Genomic DNA, 11,335 nt, shown 5'->3' on the forward strand with positions numbered 1-11,335 from the left:
GCTCTCATTATAACGTAGCGCACGGTCGGATGCCACCACCTCAAGCAGCCGAGCCACTGCAGGGCCATGAAAAAAGCCGCCCATCACAGGATGGACGGCTTTCTTGCGCCGGCGCTAGTCTTTGGTTGACGTGGGCCCAGGCGCGCCGGCTTGCGGGTGCCGGCCCTCGACCAGGCGCGCCACGATCATCGAGCTGGCGAGGTTGCCGGTCGAGTTCAGGAGCGTGGCCGGCACGTCGATGATGGTCGAGATCACCAGGATCAGCGGAATCGCGTTGGTTGGGAAGCCGAACATGGTCACAATCAGCGTTTCGGCAATCATGCCCCCGACCGGCACGGCGCCCATCACCGCCCCGACGAAGAAGCCGCCGGCGATGATCAGGAGCATGTTCATCGGCGTCGTGATGTCACGGCCGAACAGCAGGAACAGGAAGGCGACCTTGAACACGCCGCCGATGGCCGAGCCATCCTTGTGAATGTTGGCCCCCAGCGGAATCACCGTGTCCACGATGTCATCGGGGATGCCCATCGCCTTGGCCGCGGTCAGGTTCGCCGGAATCGAGGCGGCCGACGAGCTGGTCGCAATCGCGGTGATGGCCGGGACGCTGACGTGCCGCCAGTAGTTGTGCATCCCCGCCCGGCCGCCGGCGATGGCGGCGTAGGCGGTCAGGACGACGAAGAAGTACAGCGCGGCCAGGACCAGGTAGAGCACGAAGGCGCGGAGGTACCCGCCGACGATTTGGCTGCCCAGGCTGCCGACGACGCCGGCAAAGTAGCAGGCCAGCCCGATCGGCGCGTACTTCATGATGTAGCTGACCACCTTGAGTGCGACCGCGTTGCCGGACTGCAGGAACGCCCGGAAGGCCTCACCGCGCGCGCCGCTGGCAGAGGTGGCGATCCCGACGAAAAGCGAGAAGACGATCATCGCCATCATGTTCGACTTGGACAGAAGCTTGGCGAAGTCGTCGACGGTGAAGAGCTCCACCAGCCGCTGGAGCACGGGGATGTCGGACTGTTCGGCTTGAACGTGCCCCATGGTCGCCTTGAGCCCGGCCACGTCGCCGGACTGGATCAGCGGGAACAGCCGCACGCCGAAGTACCCGATCAGGGTGGCAACGGCCGCGGTGCCGAGGAAAACCAGGACGGTCGCGCCCAGGATTTTGCCCAGCCGCGCCCGGTTGCCCATCGCCCCCACCGCGCTGGTGATCGAGAAGAAAATCAGCGGGATCAAGATCATGTACATCAGGTTCAAAAACAGCTCGCCGAAGGGTTGCAGGACGGTGGCTTTTGGGCCGACCACGGCGCCGATGATGCCGCCGATGATCACCCCGCCGAGGAGCAGGAACGTGTCTTTGTAATGCTGCCAAAGCTTTGTCATGGCCTAATCCTCGCTGTAACTCAGGTCGTTTTGCGTCAGGTAGGCGTAGGATTCGCGGCGGACCACGAGCTTAGCCTGGCCGTTCTCAACGAACACCACCGCCGGGCGCGGGTTGCGGTTGTAGTTGGACGCCATCGTGTAGCCGTACGCCCCCGTGGCCAGCACGGCGATCACATCTCCCGGCGCCGTCGCCGGCAGCGGGGCCGCGTCGATCAGGATGTCACCGGATTCGCAGTACTTCCCCACCAGGTGCACGGTTTCAACCGCGGGAGCCAGCGGCGTGGCCGCCTTGACCGCGGCATAGTCCGCCTGGTACAGCGCCGGGCGAATGTTGTCGCCCATGCCGCCGTCAACGGCGACGTAGGGGCGCAGGCCGGGCACCGCCTTGCGACTGCCGACCGAGTAGAGCTGATAGCCCGCCTCGCCGACGATGGAGCGGCCGGGCTCAATCCAGATGGCCGGAAGCGCAAACGGCAGCGTGGCGCCCTTGGCCGCCTGAACGATGGCGCGGACGAACTCCGCGGCCGGCAGCGGATCGTCGCCTTCGGTGTAGCGAATGCCGAAGCCGCCGCCGACGTTGATCACCTGCGGCGTGAAGCCGAGCTGCTCGTGCCAGTCGCACAGCGTCGCCAGCAGTTTTTCCGTGGCCCCGACGAAGCCCGCGACCTCGAAAATCTGGCTGCCGATGTGGGCGTGAATCCCGAGCAGGTTGAGCTGCGGTGCGGCCAGGATGGCCTTGGCCGCCGCGATGGCCTGCCCGGACGCCAGGTCGAAGCCGAACTTGCTGTCGACCTGCCCCGTCTGATCGTAGGCGTGGGTGTGGGCGCTGATGCCCGGTGCCACCCGCAGCAGCACGTCCTGCCGGCGGCTCGGCGTTGCGGCCAGCAGCTGCTTCAGCAAGTCGATTTCTTCAAAGTTGTCGACGATGATGGTCCCGACGTGATGCGCCAGGGCCATCTCAAGCTCCGCCTGCGACTTGTTGTTGCCGTGAAAGGCGACGTCGGCCATGGGAAAATCGGCCTGAATGGCAGTGTACAGCTCGCCGCCGGAGACGACGTCGATGTGGGCGCCTTCCTGGGCTGCGACCTGGTACATGGCGACGGTGGCGAAGGCCTTGCTGGCGTAGCTCACCGCATAGTCGACGTGCTCGGCCTCAAAAACCGCGCGGAAGCTGCGAATCTGGCTGCGGATCTGCGCAACATCGTACACGTAAAGCGGCGTTTGGAACTGCTGTGCCAAGTCAAGGGCGTCTGCCCCGCCGATGGTCAAGTGGCCCTGTGCGTTGGTGGTGATTGTCATGAAAATACCCTCCTGAGTGGTGGGGGTTGATTCGCTTGAAACCAAACAAATGGGGCCATTTTGTTTGACGATTGCCAAACAAAATGACCCCAGTCGGATCAATGCTTGAATAGCGCCCCGTCTATTTGACGACAGTCCAGCCGTTGTTCGCGCCTGGCCCAACTCCCCTCACGCAACACCCGCGCGGGAAGTTTCGGCGACCGCCCCTTTCGCGGTGCGTCGTGGTAGTGTGAGCTACTCGGCACCGTTACTCTTGTTGGTCGCAACCTCTATCAGTAAGCAACTCTAATTGATATGTTAGTCATTGTCAATTGTTTTCTAATTTTTCGAGCGCGCGGGCTAAAACAGGGGCGCGCCGCCCAGCACACCCCCGAATTCCCTACAATTTCTTGATCAGCGCCATCACCTGCTCGAGCTCCGGCGTCATCGCCGTGCCGAGCTCGCGCTGAATGTCCGTGGCGACCATCACGCTCATGATGCTCTTGATGCTGGCCGACACCGCGGCGAGCTGCGTGATGATGGCCGTGCAGTCGCGGCCCTCCTGCATCATGGTCTGGATGCCGCGCAGCTGGCCCTCGGCGCGCTTGAGGCGGTTGAGCAGTTTTGGATCACAAGCCATTGCGTTCTCCTTTCTCAGATGAACAGGTTGGTGCTGCGGTTGCGCGCGTCACCGAGGTACGTGGCGACGCCGCCGAGCTCCACGCCGTCAATCAGCTCGCCGGCCTCGACGCCCATCAGCCCCATGCTCATCGTGCACGCGACCATTTTGACCCCGGCGGCCTGCGCCTTGGCCAGCATCACTTCGAGCTGGTCGACGTTGTTGGTGCGCATCAGATGCTTGATCATCTTGCGGCCGGCGCCGAGAAAATTCATCTTCGACAGCGGCAGCTTCGTGGCGCTTGCGGGCAGCGCAATGTCGAAGGCCTTGGCCAGGCCGGTCTTGCGCAGCTTGACGCCCGGCTTCTTGATCACACTGAGGCCCCAGAAGGTGAAAAACATGGTGACGGGCTGCCCCATCGTCGCGGCGCCCTGGGCGATGATCAGGCTCGCAATGGCCTTGTCGAAGTCGCCGTCGAAAACCACGATGGTCGTCCCCTCGGCAGTGTGGGTCACGGCCGGGGATGCGGCCGCGTCCGGCGCGGTGGTTGGCGCTGCGGCTGCGGTGCCCTTCTGCAGAGTCGCAACCACCTTGTCGCCCTGGATCGCGTTGGTCACCACGGTGTTGCCGGTGGCCAGCGCCCACGCGGCGATGTCCTTGTGGAAGCCGAAGTCCGAGGCCGTGACCGTCAGCCGGTCGCCGTCTTGCATGGTGGCCATCTTGGCGCGGACCTTCACAATCGGCCCGGGGCACTGCAGCCCGCAGGCGTCGAGCGTCAGCGCCTGGGCCGGCTGAGCCGTCGTGGGCTGAGCGCCGGCTTGCTGCGCGGTCGGGCGACTCCCGGCCGACTGAGCCGCGGTCGCCGCCGCAGTTGCCGGGCGGTCACCCGCCTGCTGCGCCTCAACCGCCACCGGTGCCGCGGTCAACGGCGGCGCCAGCGGGCTGGCCTTGGCCGTGCGGTAGGTCTTCAGGCCGCCGTCGAGGTTGAAGGTCTCAAAACCGTTTTGGCTCAGCAGGCGGCAGACGTTGTAGCCGCGCAGGCCGACCGCGCAGTAGACGTAAAGCGGCGCGTCCTGCGGCAGCTCGGCCAGGCGCTGGCGCAGCTGGCTGCGCGGAATGTGGATGGCGCCGGGCAGCGCCGGTTCGGCCAAGAGTTCGTCGTCCTCGCGCACGTCAAGGAAGTGGGCGCCCGCCGCCAGCAGCGCATCGACCTGCGACCACTGGATGGTTTTGACCAGCCCACGCTGCAGGTCGTCGGCGATGTAGCCGGCGAAGTTGACCGGATCCTTGGCCGAGGCGTAAGGCGGCGCGTAGCAGACTTCGACGTCGGCGAGGTCCGCGACCTTAGCGCCCAGGCGCGCGGCCGTGGCGATCACGTCGATGCGCTGCGCGACCTTGGTGGTGCCGACCGCCTGGGCGCCGAGGATGCGGCCGTCCGGCGCATACAGCACCTTCAGGCTCAACGGCGCCGCGCCGGGGTAGTAGCCGGCGCTTGAGCTCGGGTGCAGGTGAATCACCTGGTAGGCCTGCCCCGCGGCCTGCAGCTGGCGCTCGTTGGCGCCGGTGCTCGCGGCGGTCAGCGCGAAGACCTTGGCAACGGACGAGCCCAGCACGGCCGGGTTGGTGCGAGCGATGCCGCACAGGCTGTCGGCCAGGTAGCGGCCCTGGCGGTTGGCCGGGCCGGCCAGCGCGACCGAGCGCTTCTCCCCGGTGACGGCGTCGGTGACGCTGATGACGTCGCCGACGGCAAAAATGTGCGGCACGCTGGTCTCAAATTGCGGCGAAACCGTGATGAACCCGCGCGCGTCGGTGGCGACGCCCGCGGCCTGCGCCAGCTCGCTGTTGGGCCGGATGCCGATGGCCAGCACCACCAGGTCCGTCGCGATCACCTCGCCGCCGGCCACGTTGACCTCGTGGCCGTTGGCGCCAAACCCGGTCACCTTCGTGTTCAGGCGCAGGTCGACGCCATTGTCGCGTAGGTGTTCGTGCACGGCCTGCACCATTTCCCAGTCCAGCGGCGGCAGAACCTGCGGCGCCGCCTCGACAAGCGTGACGGCCAAGCCGCGGTGCGCGAGGTTTTCGACCATCTCCAGGCCGATGAAGCCGCCGCCGACCACCGTCGCGTGCTTGGCCGGATGACTGGCCAGGTAGGCGGTGATGGCGTCGACGTCCGGCACCGTGCGCACGGTGAAGCAGTTGTCCGCGTCGTCCAGGCCCGGGAACGACGGTACCAGCGGCCGCGCGCCGGTGGAAAAGATCAGCTCATCGTAGTGAGTGGTCAACACACCCGTCGGCGCCTGCACCGTCACCGTCTGGGCCGCAGGATCGATGGCGGTCACCCGGTGATTCACGTGGACGTCGAGGTTGAAGTCCTGCTTCAGCGCCGCAACCGAGCTGACTAAAAGCGCCTCGCGGTCGGCGATGACGCCACCGACGTAATACGGCAGCCCGCAGTTGGCGAACGACACGTACGGTCCCGCCTCGTAAATCGTGATTTCAGCTGACTCATCCAGCCGCCGCAGCCGCGTGGCGGTCGACGCGCCGCCCGCGACCCCACCGATAATGACATAGTGCTTTCCCATGCTGAACACTCCCTCGTAATGATTTCGCTTTCAGTATACCCCACGGGGGTATTCCAGCGCTAGTGCAGTGTTGAACAAATTCGGGCGAAATTTCAGATTGGATTGCAGGCAACGAGAGGACAACACAGATAAACCGCCTATAGTTCGGCGCTCGCCTCGTTCCGACGCCAGTATATTGTTGCGGAACGATTACCATCTAAACGTGTTTCGCTGCACAAGCACGGTCGCTGACACGCATCCGGGCCTCAAGCGGTGCCCGACGCGTATGAGGCCTAGATCCGCATGAATAAATATTCATGCTGGTTAAGACTGCTTGATTAAATAACAATTTCCCGTTATTTATCGTTCAACTGTCCTTCGTCGCCCCCACCCACTGATTCAACAGCCCGCGGCGGTCTCCCCCACCCCGCCCGGGAACTGCGCACAAGCGCTTCCAATCCCATCCCGCGGATGCTATGCTGAGTCAGTATGCATGCAACGCAAGGAGGCAATCATGACCAACACTTACGACAATCCCGAATTCTTCGCGGCCTACGCGAAAATGACGCGCAGCCAAGAAGGCCTGGCCGGCGCCGGCGAGTGGCCCGACTTTCAGCCGCTGCTGCCGGCCCTCACCGGCAAGCGGGTGCTGGATCTGGGCTGCGGCTACGGCTGGCACTGCCGCTACGCCGTCGAGCACGGCGCCGCCTCGGTCCTCGGCATCGACAACTCCCAGCGAATGCTGGATGAGGCCGCACGCCGCACCAACGACTCGCGCATCCGCTACGCGCGCGGCGACCTCGCGACCTTTGACCGCCCAGCCGCGAGCTTCGACGTGGTGATCAGCTCGCTGGCCTTCCACTATGTGCAGGACCTCACCGGCCTATTCGCGCGCATCGGAACGATGCTTGCACCCGGCGGCACCCTGCTGTTCACCATCGAGCACCCGCTTTTCACCGCCGAGGGCCACGAGCAGTGGGTCGAGACCAAGGCGGGCGAGCCGGTCTGGCCGGTCGACCGCTACTTCGACGAGGGCCTGCGCACCACCACCTTCCTCGGCCAGCCGGTGCCCAAGTACCACCACACCCTGCAGACCATCGTCTCCGCGGTGCTTGGCGCCGGCCTGACGCTTGAGGCGCTGGTGGAGCCGCAGGGCAGCGCGGCGGACCGTGCGGACCGCGCCCCGTGGACGCGCGCGCCGATGATGTTGATTGTGCGCGGGGACAAGCCCGCAGTAGGAGGCCCACATGCCTAGCCAAAACCAGATTGACCGTTTTCTCACCGTCGGCCTGATCGCCGACGCGCTGGGCGTGCCCGTCGAATTCAAGGCGCGCGACACCTACCACGTCGACCGCATGCTCGGGCACGGCACCTACAACCAGCCCGTCGGCACTTGGTCGGACGACAGCTCCCTCACCCTGGCGCTGGCCGAAAACCTCGTGGCCGACGGGGATGACACCGCGCTGATGCAGCGCTTCGCCGCGTACACTAAGGGCGACTACACACCGTTCGGCCGCCTCTTTGACATCGGGATCGGGACGCGCAAGGCGATTGAGAACTTCACAGACCGCCACGTTCCCGCCACGCAGGCCGGCGACCGCGCGCCCCAGGCCAACGGCAACGGGGCGTTGATGCGCATCGCCCCGCTGGCCTTTGCGCTGGCCGACGAACCGTGGCCGGTGCGCCGCGACCGCATCAAGACGACCACGACGCTGACGCACGGCCACGCCCGCTCGATTCTGGCCAGCTGGCTGTACGTCGAAACACTGCGCGAGGAACTCGCCGGCCAGCCGCTTGATGCGGCCCTGGCGACGGCCTGGCAGCGCGTGGCGCTCGAGCCGGCGACCACAGGCGAGCACCGCCACTTCGCCCGGCTGCTGCAGGCGAATTTTGCCCAGACCCCCCGCGCCGAGATCCGCAGCAGTGGCTACGTGATCGACACGCTGGAGGCCGCCGTGTGGTGCGCGGCGAACGGGTGCTCGATTGAAGGCGTGATTCTGACCGCCGCCAACCTCGGTGAGGACACCGACACCGTCGCCCAGATTGCCGCCTGCCTGTACCAGGCGGGGCACCTGGATGGCGATGTGCCGGCGGCGTGGCGGAAGGCGCTGGTGCGGACCGAGCAGAGCAACGCAATCATTGCCGACTTCGCGCGGAAGTACGGCGAGGCGTGAAGCAAAACCATTGGACGCAAACGAACCCGATGACTTTTTGTCATCGGGTTCGTTGCTGTCTCGGCCGAATGGCGACACGGCTGCCGCTCACCCCCGCGAAGCGCAAAGGCATAGTCGTTCAGGCTATCTATGCAAGCGGCTTCCGGGGAATCTCCCCCGCCTATGCGGGGAACAAAATAATATAGCTCCACAACGCGTTGTAATTCCCGGGAGCACCCCCGCGGATGCGGGGAACAAATGAATGGCCAAAGCTGAGACTAGACTTGCCCGCACCCAACGAGTAGCTCGGGCCAAATTGCGGGAGCACGCTGGTCGCGGGTCTCCCCCCACATACGCGGGAACACTTCGTCGTCTGCCCCTGTGCGGTAACACGGGGAGGATCACCCCCGCATGCGCGGGGAGCACATCGCGCCTTCTTTTCCGGTGAAGCACTTGATGGGATCACCCCCGCATGCCGGGGAGCACTAAGCAAAAGGGATTACGATCTGTACACCAGTAGGATCACCCCCGCATGCGCGGGGAGCACTTGTTGGTGGGGTCGCTCACACTAAAGCCGGTGGGATCACCCCCGCATGCGCGGGGAGCACTCGTCGTGATCAGCCCTGAGCGGATGAAGAGGGGGATCACCCCCGCATGCGCGGGGAGCACACTAAGCAAACCTTAATCCAGAAGCTTTGCCAAAGATTGAGCTTAATTCCAGTCATCAACTCAACTGAGAATCACCATACTCTTCCCGCTTCCACGACGCAGCAAGTGACGTGACCGCATATCCTGGCCGTCCCCCATTATCTACCCGAACCACCAGACTGTCACGTTTGAAGCCACCTAAAGCTTCAGCCGCCCGTCCGCCACCAGCCGCTGCGCCAGCGCCAGCGTGGCCTCGGCATCCGCCAGCGCATCGTGCGGGCGGTCATTGATGATGCCGTACTTTTCCAGCACCGTTGCCAGCTGGTAGTTGTCGAGAAATTTCTGTGCGCGCTTGACCACCGGCACCAGGTCGACACGCGGATTCGCCAGCGGCTCGGTCCCAACCGCGCGCAATGCCGCAGCTAGGAACTTGTCGTCGAACGGCAGATTGTAGCCGACAATCGTTCTGTCGCCGACGAATTCGCGCAATGCTGTTAGCGCTTCTCCCAGCGGTACCCCCTCAGTGGCGAGCCGCGCCTCCGTGAGGCCGGTCAGGTCGCAAATCGCAGCGGGCAGTGCAACGCCCGCCGCAATCAAACGCGAGAAGTGGGCCACGGTTGCTCCCTCACTCACCCGCGCGGCGCCGATAGCGATGATCTGCGCCGCGCCCGGCGTCAGACCGCTGGTTTCCAGGTCGAGTGCCACCATCTCGGGCGTCGGTGGCACGACCGCCGCGATCGCCCGGCGCTTTTTGACGGCCTGCTTGGCTTGGTGAAAATGCGCCGCATCGCTGAATCCCGGCTTGACGGCGGCCACCCTGGCCTGCGTTCGCAGCATCAGCGGGATGCCATCGAAGTCGACCACCTGGTGATCGTGCCGGGTGGTGACGAAGGCGTACCCGAGCTCGTTGCGGGCGCTGTACACCATGGTCGCCTCGCCGCTGCCGATGTCGCGCGTGATGCGCGCCCACAGCTGATCGCGCACGCGCGCGCTGACGCTGCCGACGTACACGCCGGTCTGAACCTCCTGGTACCAACGGGTCAGCGCGCCGCGCAGCGAAGGCGGCACCTTGGAGAGCGTGACCACAATCATGACGGGTCCTCCGTGAACTCCCGGTACGACACACCGAACTTCTGCAGGCCGAGCTTATCATCCCAAAGGTTCACCACGTCGTCTTCACCCTCACCGTCTTTTTGCCCCAGCAGCGCCTTGAGGTCGGCGACCATGCGCAGCATCAGCTTGCCGTCGACGAAGGCGTCGCGGACGGCAAGCCGCGTCTTGCGCCCGATGTCGTCGCCCGCCGTCAGCCCCGCGACCACGGAAAAGGCGATGGGGATCGTGACCTCCGCCTTGTAGAGGTCGGCGAAGTCGTACACGAAGGACAGATCGTGGCCGGTGTGCACGAAACCGAGGCCTGGCGAGGCCCCCAGCGCGACAATCACGCTGTAACACAGCCCGTACAGCGCGGCGTGGGCGGCGGTCAGCGCCTGGTTGATCGGCGTGCCGGCGGCAAAATCGTCCGGGTCGTAGGTGCGCCCGCTCCACGCCACCCCGGAGGCGTCCGAGGCCTCACGGTAGACCCGCCGCACCCGCGCCCCTTCCTTGCCGCGCAGCGCCTGCATGCTGAGTTTGCTGACATCGGTGTCGGGAAAACGCATCTGGTACATCCGCCGGGCCACGGCCAACCGGCTGCGCTGGTTGGACACCAGGCGCGCCTGGGCCTCGAGCAGCGCGGCGCTGTGGCTCAGCGCCCGGCCGTGCGCGTACTGCCGCACGCCGCGCTCGCCGACCCAGACCACGCTGGCCCCGGAGTCGCCGATCAGCTCCATCGCTCGGTGCGTGACGTCAACGCCTGGTCCCAGCATCAAAACCGCAATCATCGCCGCCGGCACGGCCACGACGCCGCGCTTATCGGTCACGGTGATGGCGCTGTCCTGGCGGTTCAACTCGGCGTGTTCCAGATACAAAAAGCTGATGCGATCACGTACCCGACCGAGCTCGGTCAGGTCCGCCTTCTTCGCACCAGCGATTTGGTTGGTCATTCGGCATCCTCCGGAATCACGGTCATCAGGCCCATGCCGTACGCCTTCTCGCGGCCGAGGCCGCCGGTCAGCGTCTCGCGGAACCGCTCGAGGTCCGTGATCTCAAGCAGCCCCTCGTAGGTCACCTGCTGGAGCCGCACCTCGCGCGCGCCCTTGTGCCGCAGCAGCGGCCGGTCGCGGTTGACGATGTCGAACGCCGGCCCGGTGGCGCCTGCCACCGGCGCGAAGCCCGCCCGGTCCGCCACGTCCAGCAGCCACTGGAGCTGGTTCGGAAGCCCGATGTGCGCGTACACCTTGCCCCGCGCCTTGAGGTCGCCAGATTCCTTGACGGCGTGCGTCGGGTTGGCGGTCAGGCGAAACCGCAGGCGCTGCCCGAGCGTCAGGGCCGCCAGGAAGCGGTCGTAGCTTTTCACCTGGACACTGCCAGGTACGCCGTAGCGCTCGAGCGCCGACTCATCCGGGCGGACATCGCTCAGCACCAGCAGGTACTCGCGGCCGCCCAGCACGTCGCGGCGCCACAGGTGGCGCGGGCGCGCGCCGGTGGCGACGGCCGAAGGAAAACTCTGCTCAACCCAGTCGTGGAACGCGCCGAGGTGGGTGAGCGGCTGAAGCCGGCGACGGTCCCGCCAGTCGATTTCTACGCGTGATAGGAACATC

Annotated in this window: 9 protein-coding genes and 1 riboswitch; of the genes, 2 read left to right on the forward strand and 7 right to left on the reverse strand. The window is 65.5% G+C overall.

Annotated features, from left to right (window positions below):
* Positions 1-114 precede the first annotated feature (114 nt).
* The 4 genes from LE416_RS04320 to LE416_RS04335 form a co-directional block, all read right to left on the reverse strand.
* On the reverse strand, positions 115-1,377 hold the full coding sequence (locus tag LE416_RS04320; protein WP_225047256.1) for a dicarboxylate/amino acid:cation symporter: 1,263 nt from the start codon (positions 1,375-1,377) through the stop codon (positions 115-117).
* Between the two features lie 3 nt (positions 1,378-1,380).
* The gene (lysA, locus tag LE416_RS04325; protein ID WP_225047257.1) at positions 1,381-2,676 is read right to left on the reverse strand and encodes a diaminopimelate decarboxylase; all 1,296 of its coding nucleotides are present in this window, start codon (positions 2,674-2,676) and stop codon (positions 1,381-1,383) included.
* A gap of 102 nt (positions 2,677-2,778) precedes the next feature.
* A riboswitch (Lysine riboswitch) is annotated at positions 2,779-2,956 on the reverse strand.
* Positions 2,957-3,055: 99 nt separating this feature from the next.
* Positions 3,056-3,295, reverse strand: a complete 240-nt coding sequence (locus LE416_RS04330) for a metal-sensitive transcriptional regulator (protein WP_225047258.1) — start codon at positions 3,293-3,295, stop codon at positions 3,056-3,058.
* Positions 3,296-3,309: 14 nt separating this feature from the next.
* Positions 3,310-5,856 (reverse strand): FAD-dependent oxidoreductase, encoded by a 2,547-nt coding sequence (locus LE416_RS04335; protein WP_225047259.1) that lies wholly within the window; start codon positions 5,854-5,856, stop codon positions 3,310-3,312.
* A 493-nt stretch (positions 5,857-6,349) separates the two neighbouring features.
* On the opposite strand from LE416_RS04335, the gene LE416_RS04340 reads away from it, so the two are divergent.
* Positions 6,350-7,090, forward strand: coding sequence for a class I SAM-dependent methyltransferase (locus LE416_RS04340; protein ID WP_225047260.1), 741 nt, complete (start codon positions 6,350-6,352; stop codon positions 7,088-7,090).
* A complete protein-coding gene (locus LE416_RS04345) occupies positions 7,083-8,009 on the forward strand; it encodes an ADP-ribosylglycohydrolase family protein (RefSeq protein ID WP_225047261.1) in 927 nt (308 codons plus the stop codon). The genes LE416_RS04340 and LE416_RS04345 overlap by 8 nt, the downstream gene beginning before the upstream one ends.
* Before the next feature lie 825 nt (positions 8,010-8,834).
* On the opposite strand, the gene cas2e is transcribed toward LE416_RS04345, so the two are convergent.
* The 3 genes from cas2e to cas6e are packed head-to-tail and all read right to left on the reverse strand — an operon-like array spanning position 8,835 to position 11,334.
* The gene (gene cas2e / locus LE416_RS04350) at positions 8,835-9,728 is read right to left on the reverse strand and encodes a type I-E CRISPR-associated endoribonuclease Cas2e (protein WP_225047262.1); all 894 of its coding nucleotides are present in this window, start codon (positions 9,726-9,728) and stop codon (positions 8,835-8,837) included.
* Positions 9,725-10,678, reverse strand: coding sequence for a type I-E CRISPR-associated endonuclease Cas1e (cas1e, locus tag LE416_RS04355; protein ID WP_225047263.1), 954 nt, complete (start codon positions 10,676-10,678; stop codon positions 9,725-9,727). Before cas1e ends, cas2e begins: the two co-directional genes overlap by 4 nt.
* Positions 10,675-11,334: a type I-E CRISPR-associated protein Cas6/Cse3/CasE gene (gene cas6e / locus LE416_RS04360; protein ID WP_225047264.1), complete on the reverse strand. Its 660-nt coding sequence runs from the start codon at positions 11,332-11,334 to the stop codon at positions 10,675-10,677. The genes cas1e and cas6e overlap by 4 nt, the downstream gene beginning before the upstream one ends.
* Between the last annotated feature and the right edge of the window lies 1 nt (position 11,335).

The sequence above is a fragment of the Lacticaseibacillus kribbianus genome, from assembly GCF_020180945.1.
Lineage (GTDB): Bacteria > Bacillota > Bacilli > Lactobacillales > Lactobacillaceae > Lacticaseibacillus > Lacticaseibacillus kribbianus.

Bases quoted from the DNA above. Each gene is read 5' to 3' on its own strand.
- lysA (WP_225047257.1), bottom strand. From the start codon at position 2,676: ATGACAATCACCACCAACGCACAGGGCCACTTGACCATCGGCGGGGCA.
- LE416_RS04335 (WP_225047259.1), bottom strand. From the start codon at position 5,856: ATGGGAAAGCACTATGTCATTATCGGTGGGGTCGCGGGCGGCGCGTCG.
- cas6e (WP_225047264.1), bottom strand. From the start codon at position 11,334: ATGTTCCTATCACGCGTAGAAATCGACTGGCGGGACCGTCGCCGGCTT.
- LE416_RS04320 (WP_225047256.1), bottom strand. From the start codon at position 1,377: ATGACAAAGCTTTGGCAGCATTACAAAGACACGTTCCTGCTCCTCGGC.
- cas2e (WP_225047262.1), bottom strand. From the start codon at position 9,728: ATGATTGTGGTCACGCTCTCCAAGGTGCCGCCTTCGCTGCGCGGCGCG.
- LE416_RS04330 (WP_225047258.1), bottom strand. From the start codon at position 3,295: ATGGCTTGTGATCCAAAACTGCTCAACCGCCTCAAGCGCGCCGAGGGC.
- LE416_RS04340 (WP_225047260.1), top strand. From the start codon at position 6,350: ATGACCAACACTTACGACAATCCCGAATTCTTCGCGGCCTACGCGAAA.
- LE416_RS04345 (WP_225047261.1), top strand. From the start codon at position 7,083: ATGCCTAGCCAAAACCAGATTGACCGTTTTCTCACCGTCGGCCTGATC.
- cas1e (WP_225047263.1), bottom strand. From the start codon at position 10,678: ATGACCAACCAAATCGCTGGTGCGAAGAAGGCGGACCTGACCGAGCTC.